Annotated in this window: 23 protein-coding genes; 7 read left to right on the forward strand and 16 right to left on the reverse strand. The window is 48.3% G+C overall.

The features are described from left to right. The first annotated feature begins 33 nt into the window (after positions 1–33). Genes LJ740_RS13970 through LJ740_RS13985 form a run of 4 tightly spaced genes read left to right on the forward strand, consistent with a single transcriptional unit; the run spans position 34 to position 3,688 of the window. Positions 34–1,938, forward strand: a complete 1,905-nt coding sequence (locus LJ740_RS13970; protein ID WP_229529727.1) for an ATP-binding cassette domain-containing protein — start codon at positions 34–36, stop codon at positions 1,936–1,938. Next, positions 1,916–2,374 carry a TIGR02444 family protein gene (locus LJ740_RS13975; RefSeq protein ID WP_229529728.1) on the forward strand — a complete coding sequence of 153 codons (459 nt, stop codon included), beginning with the start codon at positions 1,916–1,918 and terminating at the stop codon, positions 2,372–2,374. Before LJ740_RS13970 ends, LJ740_RS13975 begins: the two co-directional genes overlap by 23 nt. Before the next feature lie 24 nt (positions 2,375–2,398). Beyond that, entirely contained in the window at positions 2,399–3,379 is a 981-nt protein-coding gene (locus tag LJ740_RS13980) for a hydrolase (RefSeq protein ID WP_229529729.1), read from the forward strand. A 57-nt stretch (positions 3,380–3,436) separates the two neighbouring features. Next, complete coding sequence (locus LJ740_RS13985; RefSeq protein ID WP_229529730.1) at positions 3,437–3,688, forward strand: YheU family protein; 252 nt, start codon at positions 3,437–3,439, stop codon at positions 3,686–3,688. On the opposite strand, the gene LJ740_RS13990 is transcribed toward LJ740_RS13985, so the two are convergent. The 4 genes from LJ740_RS13990 to nudE are packed head-to-tail and all read right to left on the reverse strand — an operon-like array spanning position 3,685 to position 6,056. Next, positions 3,685–4,065, reverse strand: coding sequence for a VOC family protein (locus LJ740_RS13990; protein ID WP_229529731.1), 381 nt, complete (start codon positions 4,063–4,065; stop codon positions 3,685–3,687). The genes LJ740_RS13985 and LJ740_RS13990 overlap by 4 nt on opposite strands. Before the next feature lie 41 nt (positions 4,066–4,106). Then, positions 4,107–4,667: a YceI family protein gene (locus tag LJ740_RS13995; RefSeq protein WP_229529732.1), complete on the reverse strand. Its 561-nt coding sequence runs from the start codon at positions 4,665–4,667 to the stop codon at positions 4,107–4,109. Then, the gene (cysQ, locus tag LJ740_RS14000; RefSeq protein ID WP_229529733.1) at positions 4,657–5,493 is read right to left on the reverse strand and encodes a 3'(2'),5'-bisphosphate nucleotidase CysQ; all 837 of its coding nucleotides are present in this window, start codon (positions 5,491–5,493) and stop codon (positions 4,657–4,659) included. The genes LJ740_RS13995 and cysQ overlap by 11 nt, the downstream gene beginning before the upstream one ends. After that, a complete protein-coding gene (gene nudE, locus LJ740_RS14005) occupies positions 5,490–6,056 on the reverse strand; it encodes an ADP compounds hydrolase NudE (protein WP_229529734.1) in 567 nt (188 codons plus the stop codon). The genes cysQ and nudE overlap by 4 nt, the downstream gene beginning before the upstream one ends. A 54-nt stretch (positions 6,057–6,110) precedes the next feature. Between nudE and yrfG the strand changes: the two genes are divergently transcribed. Then, positions 6,111–6,791, forward strand: coding sequence for a GMP/IMP nucleotidase (yrfG, locus tag LJ740_RS14010; protein ID WP_229529735.1), 681 nt, complete (start codon positions 6,111–6,113; stop codon positions 6,789–6,791). Position 6,792: 1 nt separating this feature from the next. Here yrfG and LJ740_RS14015 read toward each other — a convergent pair whose 3' ends face one another. From LJ740_RS14015 to gspC, 12 genes are all read right to left on the reverse strand, one after another. Continuing rightward, positions 6,793–7,542, reverse strand: coding sequence for a type II secretion system protein N (locus tag LJ740_RS14015; protein ID WP_229529736.1), 750 nt, complete (start codon positions 7,540–7,542; stop codon positions 6,793–6,795). A gap of 12 nt (positions 7,543–7,554) precedes the next feature. Next, positions 7,555–8,043, reverse strand: a complete 489-nt coding sequence (gene gspM / locus LJ740_RS14020; protein ID WP_229529737.1) for a type II secretion system protein GspM — start codon at positions 8,041–8,043, stop codon at positions 7,555–7,557. Between the two features lie 13 nt (positions 8,044–8,056). After that, on the reverse strand, positions 8,057–9,250 hold the full coding sequence (gspL, locus tag LJ740_RS14025; RefSeq protein ID WP_229529738.1) for a type II secretion system protein GspL: 1,194 nt from the start codon (positions 9,248–9,250) through the stop codon (positions 8,057–8,059). Further along, positions 9,250–10,224 carry a type II secretion system minor pseudopilin GspK gene (gene gspK, locus LJ740_RS14030; RefSeq protein WP_229529739.1) on the reverse strand — a complete coding sequence of 325 codons (975 nt, stop codon included), beginning with the start codon at positions 10,222–10,224 and terminating at the stop codon, positions 9,250–9,252. Before gspK ends, gspL begins: the two co-directional genes overlap by 1 nt. Next, positions 10,224–10,850 (reverse strand): type II secretion system minor pseudopilin GspJ, encoded by a 627-nt coding sequence (gspJ, locus tag LJ740_RS14035; protein ID WP_229530168.1) that lies wholly within the window; start codon positions 10,848–10,850, stop codon positions 10,224–10,226. The genes gspK and gspJ overlap by 1 nt, the downstream gene beginning before the upstream one ends. A 10-nt stretch (positions 10,851–10,860) precedes the next feature. Further along, positions 10,861–11,241: a type II secretion system minor pseudopilin GspI gene (gene gspI / locus LJ740_RS14040; protein WP_229529740.1), complete on the reverse strand. Its 381-nt coding sequence runs from the start codon at positions 11,239–11,241 to the stop codon at positions 10,861–10,863. Continuing rightward, a complete protein-coding gene (gene gspH / locus LJ740_RS14045) occupies positions 11,238–11,846 on the reverse strand; it encodes a type II secretion system minor pseudopilin GspH (protein ID WP_229529741.1) in 609 nt (202 codons plus the stop codon). Before gspH ends, gspI begins: the two co-directional genes overlap by 4 nt. Before the next feature lie 28 nt (positions 11,847–11,874). Beyond that, the gene (gspG, locus tag LJ740_RS14050; RefSeq protein ID WP_267498292.1) at positions 11,875–12,300 is read right to left on the reverse strand and encodes a type II secretion system major pseudopilin GspG; all 426 of its coding nucleotides are present in this window, start codon (positions 12,298–12,300) and stop codon (positions 11,875–11,877) included. A 14-nt stretch (positions 12,301–12,314) separates the two neighbouring features. Further along, positions 12,315–13,529: a type II secretion system inner membrane protein GspF gene (gene gspF, locus LJ740_RS14055; protein WP_229529742.1), complete on the reverse strand. Its 1,215-nt coding sequence runs from the start codon at positions 13,527–13,529 to the stop codon at positions 12,315–12,317. Next, positions 13,530–15,074 (reverse strand): type II secretion system ATPase GspE, encoded by a 1,545-nt coding sequence (gspE, locus tag LJ740_RS14060; RefSeq protein ID WP_229529743.1) that lies wholly within the window; start codon positions 15,072–15,074, stop codon positions 13,530–13,532. A gap of 3 nt (positions 15,075–15,077) precedes the next feature. Further along, positions 15,078–17,075 (reverse strand): type II secretion system secretin GspD, encoded by a 1,998-nt coding sequence (gene gspD / locus LJ740_RS14065; RefSeq protein WP_229530170.1) that lies wholly within the window; start codon positions 17,073–17,075, stop codon positions 15,078–15,080. 68 nt (positions 17,076–17,143) lie between these two features. Beyond that, positions 17,144–18,085, reverse strand: a complete 942-nt coding sequence (gene gspC, locus LJ740_RS14070; protein WP_229529744.1) for a type II secretion system protein GspC — start codon at positions 18,083–18,085, stop codon at positions 17,144–17,146. A 250-nt stretch (positions 18,086–18,335) separates the two neighbouring features. Here gspC and hslR point away from each other — a divergent pair, with 250 nt between their 5' ends. Then, entirely contained in the window at positions 18,336–18,755 is a 420-nt protein-coding gene (hslR, locus tag LJ740_RS14075; protein WP_229529745.1) for a ribosome-associated heat shock protein Hsp15, read from the forward strand. 36 nt (positions 18,756–18,791) lie between these two features. Then, entirely contained in the window at positions 18,792–19,667 is an 876-nt protein-coding gene (hslO, locus tag LJ740_RS14080) for an Hsp33 family molecular chaperone HslO (RefSeq protein WP_229529746.1), read from the forward strand. Positions 19,668–19,670 lie beyond the last annotated feature (3 nt).

Consider the following 19,670-nt stretch of genomic DNA (forward strand, 5'->3'; position numbering starts at 1 on the left):
TCCGGCCTGGGTAGCAAAAATAAAACGGAAATTATGATTTTACTTAAACAGCTTGCGTTAATGCAGGGTGGGGAATACTTATTACGTGATGTCAGCCTGCAATTCAACACCGGGCAAAAGATTGGCATCATCGGGCGCAATGGTTGCGGTAAGTCCACGTTATTCAAGGCTATTTTGCAACAATTCCCGATTGAAGAAGGTGAACTGTCAGTGCCTGTGGAGTGGCAAATTGCCCACGTTGCTCAGGAAACCCCATCTGTGCAACGAACCGCGCTGGAATATGTACTGGACGGTGAAGTGCGCTATCGGGAGTTGGAAGCACAACTCGATGCCGCCAATCAGGCCAATGACGGAATAAAAATCGCTGAACTTCATGGTCAGTTACAGGATATCGGCGCAGACACGCTGGAAGCCCGGGCAGGCATTATTTTAAATGGTTTGGGTTTTGCTCAGCAGCAACACGCCTTGCCCGTAAGTCGTTTTTCCGGCGGTTGGCGTATGCGCTTGAATCTGGCACAGGCGCTGCTCAAGCGTTCTGATTTACTGCTGCTGGATGAACCTACCAACCACCTGGATTTGGATGCCGTGATTTGGCTGGAATCCTGGTTGCGCAGTTATGAAGGCTGCCTGATGCTAATTTCCCATGATCGGGATTTTCTGGACGCCGTAGTAAACAATATTGCCAGCTTTGAAAGTAAAGTACTGCGCCACTATGCAGGTAATTACAGTGCCTTTGAAAAGCAAAAAGCGGAACGCCTGAGATTGCAGGAAGCCACTGCCCGCAAGCAACAGGAAAAAGCCGCGCACCTGCAAAAGTTTATTGACCGCTTTGGTGCCAAGGCTTCTAAAGCCAAGCAAGCACAAAGCCGCAAAAAACAGCTGGATAAGCTGGTGCAGATTATTCCTGAAACCCAAGAATCTTCATTCTCTTTTGATTTCTTTGAGCCAGAAAAGCTGCCGAACCCCCTGGTTCACATGGAAAAAACCGAAGCCGGTTACGGCGATATAAGTATTCTTAAGAACATTCAACTCAACCTGGTGCCAGGTAGTCGAATTGGTCTGTTGGGTCGCAATGGCGCGGGTAAGTCTACCTTAATCAAATTACTGGCGGGCGATCTTGCCCCCCTGAGTGGCGAATACAGCACCAGCGCCGGTTTAAAAGTAGGTTATTTTTCCCAGCATCAAATGGATAAACTGCAACCTGATATGTCGGCTCTGCAACATTTTCAGGTGCTGGACCCTAAGGCAACAGAACAGGCTTTGCGCAATTACCTGGGCAGTTTTGGTTTTCACGGTGATGATGCTTTATCACCGGTAGCCCCCATGTCCGGTGGTGAAAAAGCCCGATTGTCTCTGGCGTTGATTGTGTATCAAAAACCGAATTTGTTGCTGCTGGATGAGCCCACTAACCACCTGGATATGCAAACCCGGCTGGGTTTGACCCTGGCTCTGCAGTCTTTTGAAGGGGCTATGGTGATTGTTTCTCACGACCGCTTTTTAATTTCGGCAGTATCGGATGATTATTACCTGGTGGATGAAGGGCAGGTGAGTCGGTTTGATGGTGATATCCATGATTATGAAAAGTGGGTGTTGAACAAACCTGGTACTGAACCAAAATCCTCTGAATCCGCTAGCAGTAATGTATCCCGTAAAGAAACAAAGCGACTGGAAGCGGAGTTTCGCAAAACGGTGCAACCGCTGAAAAAGCAAATCAGTGCTGGTGAAAAACAAATGGAGCAGTGTCAGGCACGTCTTACAGAGTTGCAGGAGACACTGGCCGACACTTCCTTGTATGAAGCGCATAACAAAGAGCAACTGAAAACGTTGCTGGCAGAACAGGCCCAGCTCACCGGTCGTTTAGAGGAAGCAGAGCAAAGTTGGTTGGAAGCACAGGAAGCATTGGAAGAGGCCGATCATGAGTTTAGACAAATGCTTTGATGCCAGTACCTTTTGGCAATATTCCTGTGAATTGTATGCGCAACCCGGGGTTAAAGCGTTGTGCTTAGAAGGACAGGAGCGCTTTGGGCTAAACGTCAACCTGGTGTTATTGTGCCACTGGCTGTACCAACAACAATGCACCCTGGAGACAGAGGGTTTTAATAACATAAAAGATGCGATCAGGGTCACCGGGGAGCAGGTGATTAGCCAGCGACGCAAACGACAGGGGTTGGCAAAAGCAACGCCGGAGTACAAACTGTGTCTGGCCCGTGAACTGGTACTGGAAAAACAGCTGCAGCAGGACATTATTAAGGCGCTGAACGAACAAACGGTTACCCTTGCCGACAGACATAGCCTGCCACACTATCTGGCCGCAGAAAAGGTAACAGCAGCAGACTGGATGAATAACCTCCTGAACTGCTTTAGCCACCGTTGAGCGGTGCCACATTATTGAGTTTCTATGATTGTAAAATCTTCGTTTAATCCTCCTTTCTGGGCCAGAAATCGCCATGTGCAGACGATCTGGCCGCGGTTTTTTGTCAGAAAACCGAAACCCGTCTTAAGCTGGGAAAAGTTTGATACGCCTGACGGAGACTTTGTGGAGCTGGCCTGGAGTAAGAATGAACCTTCTCAAAATGGGCTGGTTGTGATATTCCATGGACTGGAAGGTTCCGCAGAATCACATTATGCGGCACATTTAATGGCTATGCTGGAATCCATGGGCTGGCGTTACGTGTTGGTGCATTTTCGCGGCTGTGGCCCTTCTCAAAACCAGACGGCACGCTCTTATCACAGCGGAGAGACAGATGACAATCGCCTGGTGCTGGAGGCGCTCAAGCAACGTCATCCGGGTATACCTCTGATCGCCATTGGGTACTCGTTGGGTGGTAATATGTTATTGAAATTATTGGGCGAAGCAGATAACAACGCTTTGTTGCAGCAAGCCGTAGTTGTCTCACCACCTTTTGATCTGGCCCGTTGTTCAGCATCGATTGCACTGGGGTTTTCCCGGATCTACCAAAAACATTTACTCAACAGTATGCGTCGTAAGTTCCGGCAAAAATATGTACGTTACGATTATGCAAAACTGTTGGGTTTGCCGCTTGATGAGTTACAGGGATTGCGCAGTTTCTATGAGTTTGATGACCGCATCACCGGACCCTTGCATGGCTTCAGTGATGCACAGGACTATTATACCCGCTGTAGTGCTAACCGTTATATGCACAATATTCGCGTTCCGACTCTGGTGCTACACGCTAAAGACGATCCCTTTATGTCGCCAGATATTGTCCCCACTGCCGAGCAAATCTCGCCAGCGGTTACCATAGAATTGAGCGAAAAAGGAGGGCATGTTGGCTTTTTACACGGTCCGGTTTGGCGGCCCAGATTCTGGGTTAATGAGCGCATTGCAGTCTTGCTCAGCAGCCTGTCAAAAGGTTAAAATTTAAGTAAGTTAGTGCTTGCACCTTTATATTTTTTAAGATAGTTGGAATTAGTAATGTCTGTCGTAGTGCCGCTCAATGAAATACCGGAAGAAAGTCTGCGTAACCTGGTTTCAGGTTTTGTATTAAGGGAAGGTACGGATTACGGAGAGCAGGAGGTTTCACTGCAGGCTAAAGTTGAGCAGGTACTGGCTCGCTTAAAATCCGGGGAAGCTGTGATTGTTTATTCTGAACTGGAAGAGAGTTTCGATATTGTGAGTCGTGATAGTTTGTCTCTGATGGAAGCGCAATACCGGCAAGACTGCTAACCCTGAGCACTTACCCGCCAGGGCGGATTCAGACGATTTTCACCCGCCCAATACAACTTGATCTTGTTGCCCGAAGGGTCATGGAGTACCGCTTCTTTCCACAAATAACGCTGCTCTGTCGGAGGTTGGTCAAAGGTAAGACCACGTTGGCAAAGTTCAGCATAGAGTGTGTCCAGTTGCTCATGCTCAAAATACATTATTGCGCCATTTGAGAATGTTTCTTCTTCCAGGGACAGGGAAAAGCTGCTGTCGCCATCAGGAGCCGCGAAACGTGCGTAGTGGGGCGTATCTACGATAAGCTGACAACCCAATAACCGGTAAAAGTCCACCGCTTTTGCCATGTCATTTACCGGCAAGGTTATCTGATTCAGCTCCATTGCTGACAGGGTTCCTGAAGGCCTTGCTTGCTTATCCTGTTCTATTTCTTGTGTAATACGATATTGCCGGACACAGGAATGGCATTGGCAATAGATTTTAACCCCGCCACTTCACGCAATGCTTCAATGCCGGGCACTAAGTCATAGTCCGCAGCATTAATAATCAGCGGTTGCAGCAATGTGCCTGTAATACTGGTGTCAGTAGGGGTTAACAACAGCGACAACTGCACAGGTTGGGATTTGCCATGCAGGCTTAAGGTGCCTTCTGCGTTTACTACTGTAGTGCTGGTGAAGTCATCAATTCCCTGTGGTAATGCCACTGTTAAGGTAGCATATCGAAAATTGGCGACATCAAACAACATGGCTTTCATTCGCTCATTACGAATTGGAATGGCGGTTTCTACCGAACTTAAATCCATGTTGAGTACCAGTTTTGAGTTACTTTTCAGTTCAACTTCAAATTCGGTTATCTGGTGAATTTCCTGGATGTGAGTTTGTTTCGTGGATACGAAATTGATGTTGGAATTGTCGCGGTCTAATTGCCAGCCAGCGAAACTTGTGCTGCTAAAAAATAAGAGGGTAATCAGTAGTTTATTCATCATTTTTACTCACCAGTTGATACAAGACTATTTGTTCCCAATCTACCCGTTGGTCGCCTAGTACCACAAAATCCGGGTTGATAAGACTTGTTCGTTGATTGTAGGTTAATGGTTCAAAATCTGCAGCTAATACTTTGCCGCCTGCTTCGGTAACAATACATTGTGGGGCACCGGTATCCCATTCACCGGTAATGCCGATGCGCAAAAACACATCCGCTTTGCCTTCGGCAATAAAACAGGACTTCAGTGAGCAGCTACCCAGGGGGATAGTGCTGTAGATTCTGTCTTTGGTCATACGGGACATAACCCTGTCACGGGGTTGTCTGCGGCTGATGGCCACCAGTACTTCACCATTTTGAGGATCGTCTAACTGACGGACCCAAATCTGCTTGTCTTCGTTCGGACTTTCTTTAAATGCGCCATGGCCCTTGCTGGCAAAATACAGGGTTTCACCTACGGGCCAGTAAATTACGCCAATGGCAGGCTCGTTGTTTTCGATCAGCGCAATGTTAATGGCAAAGTCACCGCTTCGGGCGATAAATTCCTGGGTACCATCGATAGGGTCGATGAGCCAGTACCGTTGCCAGCGCTTGCGTACTTCCAGCGATTCATGCTTACTCTCTTCCGACATAATGGGAATATCCGGTGCATGCTGATCCAGGTAGCGGGTAATGATCTCATTGGCTTTATAGTCTGCGGTGGTCACCGGCGAGTCGTCGGATTTACTGTAGCTGGTGAAGTCACCGCTGTCGTAAATTTGCATAATTTCAGCGCCGGCCTCGAGTGCCGCGGCTTTAGCGATATTGAGTAATTCTTGATAGGGATTCATCTGTTTTGCAATAACCTCCTGTGAGCCAGCATCAGGGCTGCGATACATCGGGCTTCGGTAAAATCAGAGCGGGCCAGTAAGGCGTCCATGTCATCAAATGACCACTCTACAACTTCTAAGGGTTCTGGTTCATCACCAGGTAGTTTTTCAGGATAAAGACCACTGCCCAGCATGATATGCATGTGGGCACTGAAAAAGGTCGGGGCCATGGTAACCGTAGAGAGTGATTCGAGCCGATCAGCACCATAGCCGACTTCTTCTTTTAGCTCTCTGTTTGCGGCCTGTACAGGCGTTTCTCCGGGGTCGATCAGTCCTTTCGGAAAGCCCAGTTGATATTCGTGGAGTCCGGCAGCGTATTCTCTGACCAACAGGAAGCGTTTGTCATCTATCATGGGCACAATCATGACAGCTCCTTTGCCTGAGCCTGCCATGCGTTCAAATACGCGTTTTTCGCCGTTGGAGAATTCCAGGTGAACTTGTTCGAGCCGGAATAGCCGACTCCGAGCTACGATTTCCCGATCATGGATGACAGGTAGTTGTTTCTCAGAATCTGGTTTACTCACTCTGGTGCCGCGTTACAATATGTCAAAACCATACTATAACGCTTATAAATTCAAATGCCTACGTTACATTGGAAGGAAATCGACACCGTTTTATTAGACATGGACGGTACATTACTGGATTTGCACTATGACAATCAGTTTTGGTTGCATCATTTGCCCCTGCGATTGTCACAAAAACGCGGCATTTCCTATGAGCAGGCACAGCAGTTTCTGAGCGATGAATATCAAAAAGTATTCGGTACGCTGGACTGGTATTGCCTGGATGTGTGGGCAAGAAAACTGGATATGAATATTGTGGAGGCAAAACGGGAAATTGAGCATCTGATCTCAATGCGTCCCGATGCAATTCCCTTTCTGGATGCCCTGAAAAATACCGGACGAAAAGTCTTTCTGGTGACCAACGCACATCCGGATTCTCTGTCCCTGAAAATTGAAAAAACTCAGCTGGATAAACACATTGATGTTTTGTATTCCACCCATCAATTTGGTGTCACAAAAGAATCTCTGAGCTTGTGGCAAAAACTGCAGTCGGAAATTGGATTCGACAGCGACAGAACCTTATTTGTGGATGACAGCCTGGGGATTCTGGCAACGGCCAAAAGGTTTGGTATTAAGCACTTACTTGCCGTTGCAAACCCGGATAGTAAAAAGCCAGCTGTGAAAGTCACGGATTTTGAATCCATCAGCGACTACCGGGACATCATTGCGGATATTCAGGCCGCCACTTTGAATTAGGTTACAATTTTATCTGATAAAACCCTTGTTCGTCCGGTGCTCCGAAAAATTTAGCGGCATCGTGCACTTCTCTGGGAAGGGCGTCGGATACCTTAAATTGTCCTTCGACACTGAACTTACCATTGTGATGAATCAGTGTTGCGGCTGCAAGATTCAGCGAATTATCGGGCCTGGTGGTGATTTTAATCGGCCCCTGATCACATTCCAGTGTTGCCTCAAAGTTCCCCAGATTAACCTGACCATTAAAACCAGCAACCCCCGCGTTTAACCAACTGCCTGTGCCTTTGAGAGACTGGCAACCGGTTTCCTTGTGGTAGCTGAAGGTTTCAACTTGCACCCGCGCCCGACCGGCCGCATCGACGGCGATAGGTAACTGTACCTGAGCCATTAACAGAGGTGTCGGGGCAAATAATGTGGTGTTCTGGGCGCTTATTCCTGAAGGCGTAAGTGTGATATCACCCTGCAGCGAAATTTGATCACTGTCACGGGCACTGCCTGCATCTATGTGCACTGTTGCTTTACCCAGCAGCAATGGCAAAAAGGCCAAATCCCAGTTTACGTTGGACAGGGCCAGCCCTTGCACTATCACCTGATCGGCATGGCCTGCCCACAAGGTGCCACTGACCCCAATGACACTGACTTCTTTGGGGAGTGTCACCCTGGCTATCACCTGACTGGCGGGCAGATTAGCCACTAAAAAAAAGAGAAAAAGACCAATAGCGGCGAGCGTAATACTGAGTTGTTTTTTCATAGCCCTTTACGATTATACTTTGCTGAGTCTGAGGCGGCGTATTTTGACATTGCCGACACTGTCGCCTTCTGCAATATCCGCCTCAATGATTTGGACACCCATGTGTTCCAGTGATTGTAGCCAATTGAGTACATCCTCAAAGCGAGCATTGTCGATCCATACCTGAATATCGTCGCCCTGCGGTTGCATCCTGGAAATACTGATGTTGCTGTTATTCGCCGTCTGATTAACGGCCTGAGGCAAGGAGCCATTGAACTGCTCGCCTTCTCCCCCGGATTGTCTGAGCTGAATAGCGCGATTGGCATTATGACTTACCCAGGTCAGCAGTTCTTTTTGGGCGTTCAGCGAAGCGCTGTTCTTTTCAATACTGGCCTGCATGGGGGCATAGATAAAAAAGTAGATGCCACCCACCAATACCACAACCGCTGAGATTAGTACCATTTTTTGCTCGCGTTCAGTCAGTTGCTGAAAGCGCTGTTTGAGTTCATTGAGATATTTCATATTTTCTGGCCCGTTAACTTCTGATGGCCAAAGAACCAACAACCTGATCATCACGGTTGTTTATGGCACCTTGTTCCACGGTAAATCCCTGCTGTTCGGCCAGACGTTTGAAGGTTTCTAATGATTCGTAACCGTCGGCGACAGCCTGCATGCGGATCTCAGAGCGACTGCGATCAAAGCGCATTGTTTGTGGCTTGATTTGACTACTGGCAAAGGCCTGCTCCAGCACCGACATCATCGCCAACATGGAAACTCCGCTGCTATTTTGATCCAACGCGTCCATTTTTTGTTTCATCTGGCTTCTGACATTCACAATGCGACGGGTTTCTGGAAATGCGCGCTTAAATTCGGCCTCTATTTGCTCCTTCAGGGCGTCATTTTGATTGCTCAGTTGGGTGGCCTGAATGCCTTTGTCTACAAAGGTGGTTAGTATGGCAACGCCGGCCAATACGGCCGCCAGGCGCCATTGGCTGGTGGTTTTTTTGCCGCGTTTTTTGGCTTTGTACTGTTCCTGCCGTAAATTGAACGAGCTGGCAACCGCCTGCTGTGCCAAGGTTTGCATAGGCAACGGACCCGCCTGATAGGTTATCTCGATATTAGCCAGGTTGTGCAGGGTGGGGTCACTACTGAATTCTATTGAGACTTTCTGTTCTTGTTTTTTGGCAAATAGTTCAATGGCTGCTGACAACCAGTGAGCTTCTCCTGTGATACCTTGCCACTCGGCCTGACGAATGATCACCTCATCTCCCAGCGATAAGGCATGCCAGTTTTCTTCGGGAACTGGCAGGCACAGGGTATCCGGTACGATTTTGTCGCAGTGTAATCCGGCATCTTGCAAAGTATCCAGCCAGAATTGCATTTTGGCTTTGCTGACTATGGCCACCTGTTGGGCTTTTTCGGTTTGTTTATGCCAGGCGAAAAACAGCTTTTCAACGTCCTGTGACAACTCATCTTCCAGCATAAAGGGAACTGCGCTGAGTAATTTGCGGCTGGCTTTACCCGGTAAAGTAACGGTTTTCAGGGTGATCTCACTACCTGGCACAATCAGAATGGCTTCATCTTTACCGGTGCGCTCTGGCAAAGAGGAAATCTGTTCCAGGTTATCCAGCACACCCGAGGCGATGATCTCTTGTTCGTCGGCAGACCAGACTAACCAGTTGATCTGACTGTCTGGCATGCCCGGCAGGCGAATGACCAGTTTTTCCATTAAAGTTTTCCTCCAAACTCGCGTCTGACTAGGTGTACACTGTTATCTGATGCCACTTTGAAAACTGATGACATTTTAAATGTGGCGTTATTATACGTAGTTTTAACGTGCAGTATAAAAAATCGCGTTGTCACGTCAAACAGCTCTTTTTGTTGGTCCGTCAGGTTCATGTTATTCACTGCCGGATCCGCTAAAAAAGCGTTTTTGTCGGCAAAAGGGATACCGCTAATAACGCTTTCTGCAGTGGACACATCTAAACCGGTCATAGCGGCCAACAGTGGTGCTTTTTCAGCCGTCAGCGTATTGACATTAAGCTTCAGGGCGGTCTCTCCCGGGATCACGCACACCAGCGGCATAATTTTGTGTAACCAGGCCATTTCCACCCCTTTTACCAGGCGCAGTTCAGACTTGGAGGCCATCAGGCTATTGGCTGCCAGATAGGGATGCAGCAAAGATTCGTAATCTGAATCCTCTGCGCCGTAATTCCCGCTCAATATACTGTCATCGTCCAGCCAGTCCACCAGAGAGTCCCGCAGGGTTTCCTGGTTCAGCGACGGGATATTAAACGCCTGGGTATTGAGCAGGTTTAAAAAGGCATTGCGAATTTCTGTTTGATTGTTATTACCTGAGCTGTTACCGGACTGGTCCTGCAGCGCGTTGAGGTTAAAGCAGGATTGCAGATCTTCCAGTGTGGCTTCAATCATGCCACCTTCTACAGGGAACTGAATATCCTGTTGTGCCCAGGGTTCATTAATATGAATAGTATCATTGCCTTCCAGAATCAGTTGAGCCAGAGTTTTTTGTGCAAACTGCTCTGCTGCGACGGCGTACCAAAAGGCCTGGTTATTGTCCTTCAGGCTGATGCTGCGCTTAACCTGTAACTGCAGGCGTGAGCCCATATCAGCGGCGCTGATAGAAACCAGGGCTACCACCAGTAAAACCACGATTAAAGCGACGCCTTTTTGCTGATTCATTAAGGGACCCCCAGTCCGGTGGCCAGTGAAAATTCCCGGCGGATTAAACCAAACTCGGTGCTGACAATTTCGATCGTGATGGCGTAGGGGAGTTGTGAGCCGGTATAGGTGTCCTGCCATTGATTATTGTTATCGTCACTGGCTTTTTCTCTGGATATCCGAAACTGGAACTGCAGATCTTCTATGTCTTGCAGTAGTACCCGTACTTTGGGCTCTGCACCTATGACATTATCCACATAGTTGCTGTACACCCGCTGTAATTCGTCACCCTGCAGGCGATACCCGACGGTTTGCAGCGTGCTTCTTGGTAGCACCAGCTTTGGGTTTGCCCAACCGGCTCTGACAAATGCCAGGCCGTCAGCATCACTTTCAAAGGCATTGAGTCCACCACTTATAACGATATCGCTGGATTCACCTTCAATTCTGATTTTCCGCTCAACCGCTTGTTGCAGATCGCGTTCAATAATGGTCATTGCCCGCTGCAAATCCCGCAATTTATCAAACCGCTCGCCGGATAACTGGTCGGTGTCCAGCACTGTGTTCAACACGCTGTGGGAGGCCAGCCCAATGAGTGTAAATACAAACAAGGCGATGAGGATTTCCAGTAAGGTAAAACCAGAGTGAATACGCACCGGGCTACCCCACAGGTGCCGGTGAGGGGTTGGCAATATAGGTAATAACTGAGGTGATCACCGATTCCATTTGCTGGTCCTGGGCCACCACGACTTCTACCTGACGAAACTCTTTATCCTGGGTTTCGGACACCAGGTATTGATAATACCAGGTTCTGCCAGCCAGTTCGGTGTTGCCTTTGAGGTTGTTCTCTGGCGGCCAGCGACGTTCGGTGACTAACTTGTTGAGTTCGTTATTGGCAACCCAGGTGGCCATGGTTATATCTTCCAGGGTACTGATGCCGCGAATGTGTTCACTGGCCGCTTTCATGATTGAAGTCGCGGTTAGGGCAAAAATAAACAGTGCCACCATCACTTCCAGCAGTGTTAAGCCTTTGTTGTTCATAGTGAGTCCAACGGGCCTTCAACAATCAGTGGCGTGTACTCTTCACCGTTTACCCGGAAATACACCGGAAAGGCATCGCCAAACTGAGGTTCAAATTTAAATATCAGGCTAAAGGGCGTAAAGTCACCGCTGGAGAAAATAAATACCTGAGGTGGCTCAGGTTCCTGCTCTTCTTCTTTGCCAATTTCAGTACTTTCATCTGAGACTGATAATTCTTCATCAAAAATACCGGCATCGAACAGACTGTCTTCCTGTACCCAGGGGAGGTCGTCCAGTTCCAGCTCCAGCGAATACTCCTGCTCAAATTCCTGCACTGCGAAGAGGTCTTCTCCCTGAATCGGACGCCACTTATCTTCGTCATTGAGGAACATGAAAAAATACTGATTCTTTTCCGGCTCTATTCGCAAACCCAGTTGCACCTGATTGAGTACCGCGTAATCAGAGGCCATATCGAATACTATTTGAAAGCGCCTGGCTTTCTTTTGTAGCTCTTTGTCTAGGTCGTTGCCGGAATAATTCAACACCACAACCGCGACTGACAGGCCAATCATAAACAGCACCACCATCACTTCAATCAGGCTAAAGCCGTTAGTGTTTTTTCGCATTGAGGTGATTGCAGCCTGCATAAGTTGCTTAGTTCAGGAAATCGTTGATGTTCCAGTTGCCGATATCGTCGTCGCTGCCTGGTTGGCCGTCAGGACCATTGCTGAAAATATCAATGGTGCCCATTTCACCGGGATTCAGTAACTGGTAATCATTGCCCCAGGGGTCCTGCGGTAAACGTTTGATAAATCCATCAGTGGGGAAGTTGCGCGGTACCGGCTCAATGTTTGAGGCCGTGACCAGGGCTTCCAGCCCTTGCTCTGTAGATGGGAAAACATTATTGCGTAATTTATACATCTCCAGTGCACTTTCCAGTTGCTGGATATCAATGGCGGCCTTTTTCAGTTTGGCCTCTTCGGTATTACCCAGAATATTCGGGGCAATAATGGCAGTCATAATACCGATGATCAGAATGACCACCATAACTTCGATTAAACTAAAACCTTTGTTTTTCAATGTTCTTACTCCTGTTACACAATCGAATTTAGCGACACTATAGGTAGCAAAATTGCAATTACGATAAAAAATACAATGCCCGCCATCACCAGTATCAACATGGGACTTAAAATACTGAGGGCGGCACTCACCTGCATTTCAAACTCCCTGTCCTGATTGTTGGCGGCTCTGCCAAGCATTTGTTGTAATTCACCACTTTTTTCGCCTGATGCAATCATGTGCATCATCATAGGGGGGAATACTTTGGTTTTGCCCAGAGCCACTTTCAGGCTGGAACCTTCCTGCACCATTTCCGCGGCTTCTAAAATCAGCTTTTTAATATAATCGTTGAGCAGTACCTGACCGGAAATACGCATGCCCTCCAGAATGGGCACAGCACTGGCAGTTAAAATACTTAGGGTACTGGCAAAGCGGCTGGTATTCAGTCCTTTGATCACCTTGCCAAACACCGGAAAAGACAACATGCGTCGGTGAACCTGCAGCCTGAAGGCGTCTTTTTTCATCAGGTGCTTAAACAGTATAATGCTCACCAGAATAAGCCCTATGGTGTGGAATATATAGGCTTTAACCCAGTCACTCAGGTTGATCAAAAACTGGGTTACACCGGGCAGATCCTGACCCATGGTGTCAAACTGACCGACAATTTTCGGTACTACGTAGGTCAGCAACAGGGTGACGATCACCAGTGCCACCACCACCATGATAGTGGGATAAACCATGGCCTGAATAATGATGCTGCGGGTATGTTGTTTTTTCTCGGTATAGTCAGCCAGACGATTCAGGACGGTATCCAGGTGGCCGGATTTTTCCCCTGCTGCCACCATAGCCCGAAAAAGTTGGTCGAATACATAGGGAAATTCAGCCATGGCGTCTGCCAGTGAGTGACCTTCTACCACTTTGCTGCGCACCGCCATCATCATGTTTTTCTGACGCGGCTTTTCGCATTGTTCCGCTACCGCCAGTAACGCTTCTTCCAGGGGTAACGCCGATTCAACCAGGGTGGCCAACTGGCGGGTTAGCAAAGCGAGATCGCTGGGGGATATTTTGGGCTGAAACAGTTGCAGTCCTTTGGACAGCTTCTGTTCCTTTTCTGCGGCTTGTCCCACTTCCAGTGGAATTAACCCTTTTTCCCGCAATTGTGAGCGAATCTGGCGGGCGTTGTCACCTTCCAGAATACCGCTTTTATTGCGCCCGTTGGCATCAATGGCTTTGTAGGAATAGGCCGCCATTTATTCTTCCCTTGTTACGCGTAACACTTCTTCCAGTGTCGTTGCGCCCTGTAATACTTTGCGGCAACCATCTTCTCTGATGCTGGGGGTGGATTTGCGAATGTATTTTTCGATGGCCTGTTCACCGTGACCATTGTGTACCAGTTCACGGATGTTTTCGTCTACCAGCAACAATTCATGAATACCTGTTCTTCCTTTGTAACCGGTATGATTACAGGCCACACAGCCGCCAGCGGCATAAACATTATGTTGTTCTAACTGTTCTTCAGAAATGCCCAAAATGTGCAATTCCTGACTGGTAGGATGGTGTGGTACCCGGCAATCTTCACACAAGGTTCTCACCAGGCGTTGCGACAGTACCGCCAATAAACTGGAAGACAACAGAAACGGCTCTATGCCCATATCTTCCAGACGAGTAATGGCACCTGCGGCTGTATTGGTGTGCAAGGTCGACATCACCAGGTGGCCGGTTAAACTGGCCTGTACACCAATTTGTGCGGTTTCCAGGTCCCGTATCTCACCTACCATCACCACATCAGGGTCCTGGCGCAAAATCGCTCTCAGGCCACGGGCGAAGGTCATGTCTACTTTGCTGTTTACCTGGGTCTGGCCGATCCCGGGTAAATCAAATTCGATGGGGTCTTCTACCGTCAGTATGTTGCGATCTTTGGAGTTAATTTCGCTAAGACCGGCATACAAGGTGGTACTCTTACCGGAACCTGTTGGGCCTGTAACCAGGATGATGCCGTGAGGTTTGCGAATAAGATCGGAAAACTTATCCCGGTTGGCCTGGGTCATACCCAGATCTTCCAGATTCAGGCGGGCGTTGTTCTTGTCTAACAAACGCAGTACCACGCGTTCACCGTGTCCGGTGGGCATAGTACTGACCCGCACATCCACGGCACGCCCGGCAATGCGCAAGGTAATACGACCGTCTTGCGGTACCCGTTTTTCGGCGATATCCAGCTTGGCCATAACCTTTATACGGGACACCAGCATAGAAGCCAGTTTACGGTTGGGTTTGAGAATCTCCCGCAATACGCCATCCACCCGAAAGCGCACCGTTAACTGAGTTTCAAAGGTTTCGACGTGGATATCGGACGCACCTTCTTTGATAGCTTCACCCAGCATGGCATTAATCAGTTTGATAATGGGCGCATCATCTTCGCTTTCCAGCAAATCTTCGGTTTCAGGTAGCTCTTCGGCCAACGAAAACAGGTCGCTTTCATTGCCGATGTCTTCCATCAGTTGTTTGGCTGCGGAAGTGTCGCGCTGGAATGCATCGGTAAGCAGTTTTTCAAAGCGATCGTTATCCACTTCCTGCAATTCGAAGGGGGCACCTAAAAAGCGACGTACTTCCTGAAATGCACTCAGTGCAGTGTCAGCGGTGTGGTACAGCTGAGCGGGTACAGCAATGCTGTCCAACAGTACCCGATGTCGCTTGGAAAAGCCAAAACTCAGTTGCGAAGGAAGTTGCGCCTGTTCCTCCGGCGAAAGAGCCTGCTCTTCCGCTTCTAATTGTTCCGCAATAAGCTCTTCACTCATGGATTAATCTTTCTTGTTCTTTTCTTTTAAATATTCTTCAAAAGAAGGTGGCAGAGCCAGTTCGTCATTCCATTCCGGTAGCGTTGGCGTATCGGTAAATGGCATCAAAGCAACGCCTTCTTCTTCGCGCTTGATTTGTTCTGCGCGAATGAAGTTGTATTTCTTGTGACTGATCTTATTCATGGTAATACCATCGCGAATGATGGTGGGACGAATAAACACCATCAGGTTGCGCTTGCGCTTGCTGGTGGTGGTGGATTTAAAAATATTACCCAGGTAAGGGATATCACCCAGCAGTGGCACTTTCGAAATACTCTCCTGCACGTCTTCGTCAATCAGGCCACCCAGAACAATCGTGCCGCCATCATCGGCCATCACGGTGGTCTTGATCTCACGTTTGTTGATAGAGATATCTACCGACGTGGCACCACTGACGCTGGATACTTCCTGTTCAATGACTAACTGCACGGCGTTACCTTCGTTAATTTGCGGTGTCACCTTGAGTTTAATACCCACTTCCTTTCGTTCTACTGTCTGGAATGGGTTGGCATTATTAGAACCGGTGGAAGAACCGGTAATGATGGGCACTTCCTGACCCACGATAAAGAAGGCTTCTTCATTGTCCATGGTGGTCAGGTGTGGCGTGGCCAGAATGTTTGAGTTGGTATCAGTGCTGACAGCCTGAAGTACTGCGCCCCAGTCGTCTTCTACTGCCCCCACTAAAAAGCCGTTTACTGTGCCTAACAGATTCGCTAACAACGAAGGGTCGCCCTGCTCAGTTGAGGTGCTGTTAACCACAATCGGTGTTCCGTCGGTGACATTGGTATTGGTGGTTGTGGTCGTGGTAGTACGATCCTGAGCCTGATCGTAACCCACAGCCAACGAACCGATGGGGACAACCCCATTGGTAAATTGCTGACCGCCGCCGGCTTCTGTGGCCCACTGAATACCCAGAGTTGTGCCGTCGCCTTCAAAGACTTCTACGATAATGGCTTCTACCTGTACCTGAGCACGACGCACATCCAACTGGCGAATCACTTCTTCCAGTGATGACATCATGTCTGGTTCAGCAGTGATAACCAGTGAGTTCGAATCCATGTGAGCATCGATGCTGACGTCTCTTGAGGAGTTGCGACGGGCGTTGCGATTGTTTTGTGTGCCCTGTTCTTCCTGAGCAATACTGGCACTGACACCCTGTAATACGTTAACCAGGTCTTCCGCTTTGGCATACTTGAGGAAAATAACGCGGGTATTACCGTTGGATTCCAGTTCTTTATCCAGCCGGTTAATAAGAGTAATAATGCGCTTTCTGGCTTTAATGTCACCGCTGACGATAACGCTGTTGGTGCGGTCATCGGCAACTACTTTCGGCTCCAGGTTATCCGGCGTTGTGCCTTTGCCCTGGGAATTGTTGATGCTTTCTAAAATGCGCACCATTTCACTGGCGGAGGCGAAGCGTAATTTAACGATTTCAACTTCCCGGTCACCGGCTTTGTCTACCCGTTCAATAATCTCAGTGAGGCGATTCACCACCGCCGCACGACCGGTGATCATCATCACGTTTGATGGGTCGTGACTGATGACGTTACCGCCACCTGCCTGGTCGTTGAGTTGTCGTAAAATGGGCGCTAATTCTCTTACCGGTACGCTGTAAACCGGCACAACCCGGGTGATCATTTCGTCGCCGTCGAACAACTGACCATCAACAACCGGAATGTTAGAGGACTTGGCATCTTTATCCCGTACTACTTTTAGTACGCCGCTGGGCATTTCCACCACCGCAAAACCGTAGACCTGTAGCACGTTCAGGAAAAACTGATAATACTGATCTTCGCTTAACAGATCGTAACTGCGAACGGTGATTTTACCCCGCACGTTAGGATCGACTATGATGGTCTTTTGCAGATTTTTACCGACAATATTAATAAACTCGGTAATTTCTGTACCTTTAAAGTTTGGCGAATATTCTGCGGCAAACGCCGGAGAATTGAGGGCTATCATAGACGCGATAGAAGCAGCCAGCAGGCCTTTTATCAGCGGACGAAATTTCCTCATAAGTCTTTCCTTTTTTAGTTTCCGGCAGAGGCGGGTAGTTCAAGATCAAGTGTGGTGACTGCCCCGTCTCTGGACAGCTTAATTTGTAAAAACTCGGCAGAACGCAGCATTTTCATTGCTTCCATCGACTGTTGTATGTCGGTGAGGTCCAGGCCATTAATTTCAGTCAGGATATCATTTGCTTGTAAACCGGCAGCTTCAAACAACGCCGGATCTTTTCCTGGGTTCACCTTATATCCGGCAATTTTGCCTTCTTCCCGGTGAGGCTGGATAGCAATGAAATCAGTAAATTTAGTGGGAGATTCGCGCAAGGCTCTTGCCGCATCAGCGGTACTTTTGTCAAAGGTTTGTATTGCTGGCTTTCTCAGTCTGTCTTGTGGCGCGTTCACCGGCCCCTGACGTATCTGGCCGGCGGATTTCACTGTGGCAGAGGCCTGTTTAAAATCATGGCCATCCAGCATCAGGGTCTCCATGCGACCACCGTTGTCTATGATGATGCGATCCGGCATCACTTCTTTGACTACCGCCCGGGTGCCATCGACTTTCTCACCGATACCATAGGTGTTTTGTTCACCGCGATTTTCAATAATGGCTGCACCGTCTTGTTCTTCGGTACTGGCTACCAGGCCAGTCAGGGTCAGATTCAGCTGTGTTTCAGGGGCATCCTGTACCACCTGTTTAACTTCTTCTTTTACTGCGCCTGGGTCTCCAAACAATTTAAGACGTTTAATGGCATCAATGTTGGTTTGTTGTTTTTTGCTGTTGCTGCTATTGAGCTGTGTGACGGCAACCTGAGAATGATCTGATTCTGGTTCAGGAAACAGACGCCAGAAAAGCTCAGCCGCATAGGCAAGCAAATAAATACTGAGCAGGATCACTACCAATAAATTAATGGTTTTTTGATGCTTTTGCCAAATTGACCATAGCTGGTCTGTCGTTATCTGTGCTGTTGCCATTTAAAAATTTCGTTGCTTTAGGCTCTTTATAGGGCGTTTAATTCTTATTGAGCTTTTATTTCGGGGGACCATCATAGTCAGTCGCTTAAAGCCGTACAACTCTAATTGCGATTAATTACAAAAAAATTAATACCCGGGTCATCCGAAAATGATGTGTTTGTAGCAGTTTATGCAACTTGTCTAAATACAGACTGAATAAACCCCTATATTTTACTTGAATTCATACCCTCAGGCCCTAAATTAGGAAGCTATGCAAAAAAACAGTAACAAAACCCAGCATCAGGACAATCAGGAAGCCGCCGTCAGGTTGGATAAATGGTTATGGGCAGCCCGTTTCTTTAAGACCCGAAGCATTGCCAGAGACAATATCAATGCCGGGAAGGTTCATTATAACGGGGCCAAAGCGAAGCCGGGCAAAATCGTGGAGCCAGGGGCTTTGATCAAAGTACCACAGGGCTACGACGAAAAGATCATTACTGTTTTACGCGTCTCAGAACAACGGCTATCGGCACCACTGGCGCAACGACTTTACGAGGAAACCCAACTGAGTGCTGAGAAGCGTGCACAAAATGCTGCAGCCAGAAAACTCAACGCGTTCCATAGTCCGCGACCGGATCATCGCCCTGACAAAAAGCAGCGGCGCGACATTATTAAACTGAAACACAGCTAAACTAAAGCCCTAACGTGTTTGCTATTGGAGCCCTTCATGGACCAAATACAACGATTTTTATTTGACAACATCAATGTGCGCGGTGAGATAGTCAGATTATCTGACACCTTTGACGCCTTATTGTCCGCACAGCCGTACCCGGAATCGGTGCAGGTTGTGTTAGGAGAAATGGCGGTGGCAGCTTCCATGTTGGTGGCGACCCTGAAAATCAAAGGTGAAGTGAGTTTGCAGGTGCAGGGTAATGGCGCCGTAAAATATGCGCTGGTAACCGCCAGTGACCGGCAGGAAATGCGTGGCATTGCGCGCTGGCAGGAAGAACCCCTGCAACCTGGTTTTGTGGATATTTTCAAAGGGGGTATTTTTACCATCACTATAACGCCGGAAAATGGTCAGCGTTATCAGGGAATAGTGGCCATTGATAAACCCACATTAGCGCAATGCCTGGAGGCGTATTTTGTGCAGTCGGAACAGCTGCCCACCCATATTGAACTCAGAGTAGATAGCAACAGCCGACAAGCTGCTGGTTTATTTTTACAGGTGATCCCTGACTCGGCGGAAAGCTCAGTGAATAAAGATAACGCAGAGTTTGAACATCTGACTAAACTGGCGGAAACCCTGAAAACAGAAGAACTGACCGGGTTACCTTTTGAGCAGGTATTGCATCGCTTGTTCCACGAAGAAGCGGTACGCCTGTTTGAGCCTCAACCGGTACAATTCAAATGTACCTGTAGTAAGTTGAAAAGTGCACTTGCCCTGAAAAGCGTGGATAAGCAAGAACTACTGAGCCTGATTGAAGAGCAGGGCCAGATAAAGATGAATTGCCAGTTTTGTCACTCCGTGTATCTTTATGATGCGATGGATGTGGAGGCTATTCACGCCGGCACTTTTGAACAGTCGCAGGCCATTCAGTAAGTT

This window comes from Planctobacterium marinum, assembly GCF_020687805.1.
Lineage (GTDB): Bacteria > Pseudomonadota > Gammaproteobacteria > Enterobacterales > Alteromonadaceae > Planctobacterium > Planctobacterium marinum.

Excerpts from the sequence above, each read along its gene's own strand:
- gspL (WP_229529738.1), bottom strand. The coding sequence starts at position 9,250 with ATGGAAAAACTGGTCATTCGCCTGCCGGGCATGCCAGACAGTCAGATC.
- LJ740_RS13970 (WP_229529727.1), top strand. The coding sequence starts at position 34 with ATGATTTTACTTAAACAGCTTGCGTTAATGCAGGGTGGGGAATACTTA.
- LJ740_RS13980 (WP_229529729.1), top strand. The coding sequence starts at position 2,399 with ATGATTGTAAAATCTTCGTTTAATCCTCCTTTCTGGGCCAGAAATCGC.
- gspF (WP_229529742.1), bottom strand. The coding sequence starts at position 13,529 with ATGGCGGCCTATTCCTACAAAGCCATTGATGCCAACGGGCGCAATAAA.
- LJ740_RS13975 (WP_229529728.1), top strand. The coding sequence starts at position 1,916 with ATGAGTTTAGACAAATGCTTTGATGCCAGTACCTTTTGGCAATATTCC.
- LJ740_RS14015 (WP_229529736.1), bottom strand. The coding sequence starts at position 7,542 with ATGAAAAAACAACTCAGTATTACGCTCGCCGCTATTGGTCTTTTTCTC.
- gspE (WP_229529743.1), bottom strand. The coding sequence starts at position 15,074 with ATGAGTGAAGAGCTTATTGCGGAACAATTAGAAGCGGAAGAGCAGGCT.
- gspI (WP_229529740.1), bottom strand. The coding sequence starts at position 11,241 with ATGAACAACAAAGGCTTAACACTGCTGGAAGTGATGGTGGCACTGTTT.
- gspD (WP_229530170.1), bottom strand. The coding sequence starts at position 17,075 with ATGATAGCCCTCAATTCTCCGGCGTTTGCCGCAGAATATTCGCCAAAC.
- cysQ (WP_229529733.1), bottom strand. The coding sequence starts at position 5,493 with ATGAATCCCTATCAAGAATTACTCAATATCGCTAAAGCCGCGGCACTC.
- yrfG (WP_229529735.1), top strand. The coding sequence starts at position 6,111 with ATGCCTACGTTACATTGGAAGGAAATCGACACCGTTTTATTAGACATG.
- LJ740_RS13990 (WP_229529731.1), bottom strand. The coding sequence starts at position 4,065 with ATGGAGCTGAATCAGATAACCTTGCCGGTAAATGACATGGCAAAAGCG.
- gspM (WP_229529737.1), bottom strand. The coding sequence starts at position 8,043 with ATGAAATATCTCAATGAACTCAAACAGCGCTTTCAGCAACTGACTGAA.
- hslO (WP_229529746.1), top strand. The coding sequence starts at position 18,792 with ATGGACCAAATACAACGATTTTTATTTGACAACATCAATGTGCGCGGT.
- LJ740_RS13985 (WP_229529730.1), top strand. The coding sequence starts at position 3,437 with ATGTCTGTCGTAGTGCCGCTCAATGAAATACCGGAAGAAAGTCTGCGT.
- hslR (WP_229529745.1), top strand. The coding sequence starts at position 18,336 with ATGCAAAAAAACAGTAACAAAACCCAGCATCAGGACAATCAGGAAGCC.
- gspH (WP_229529741.1), bottom strand. The coding sequence starts at position 11,846 with ATGCGAAAAAACACTAACGGCTTTAGCCTGATTGAAGTGATGGTGGTG.
- LJ740_RS13995 (WP_229529732.1), bottom strand. The coding sequence starts at position 4,667 with ATGATGAATAAACTACTGATTACCCTCTTATTTTTTAGCAGCACAAGT.
- gspK (WP_229529739.1), bottom strand. The coding sequence starts at position 10,224 with ATGAATCAGCAAAAAGGCGTCGCTTTAATCGTGGTTTTACTGGTGGTA.
- gspC (WP_229529744.1), bottom strand. The coding sequence starts at position 18,085 with ATGGCAACAGCACAGATAACGACAGACCAGCTATGGTCAATTTGGCAA.